This window comes from Allobosea sp. ASV33, from assembly GCF_016428755.1.
GTDB lineage: Bacteria > Pseudomonadota > Alphaproteobacteria > Rhizobiales > Beijerinckiaceae > Allobosea.
The window spans coordinates 1-392 of the sequence record NZ_JAELTI010000239.1 but is presented as its reverse complement, the minus strand read 5'-3'; the positions used below and the strand labels follow the sequence as shown (position 1 = coordinate 392).

Here is a 392-nt window from a genome sequence, read left to right as displayed (position 1 = left end):
GTCCAACACGCTGACCCTGGTCTATCCCAAGGAGATGGATGGCAGCTCCGACAAGGTGTCGGTCTTCGCGCCCGTGGGCATTGCCCTGCTGGGCCTGAGCGTGGGCGACCAGTCGCGCATGGCCGGCCCCTCGGGCCAGGTCACCGTGCGCGTGGATGCCATCGAGTTCCTGCCGGAAAGCGCAGGCGAGCTGCACCGTTGAACGCCGACCGGCGTGAAGCGAAAAAGGCAGCCAACCGGCTGCCTTTGTTGTTTGTGGACTGATGCACCGCGCCTCAGCGCAGGCCTTCCAGATACGCCGCGATCAGGCCGGTGCCCTCCAGGCCCGCCTGCCAGCGCAGCGCCATGTGCCAGCTGGTAACGTGGCGCTCCACGCGCTCGTACAGCAGATG

1 protein-coding gene is annotated in these 392 nt (G+C 66.8%); it reads left to right on the top strand.

What is annotated here, in order from left to right:
- Nucleotides 1-202: GreA/GreB family elongation factor (locus tag JHD80_RS27315; protein ID WP_199093735.1), on the top strand; the 202-nt coding region annotated here is incomplete at its 5' end.
- Nucleotides 203-392: the final 190 nt, after the last annotated feature.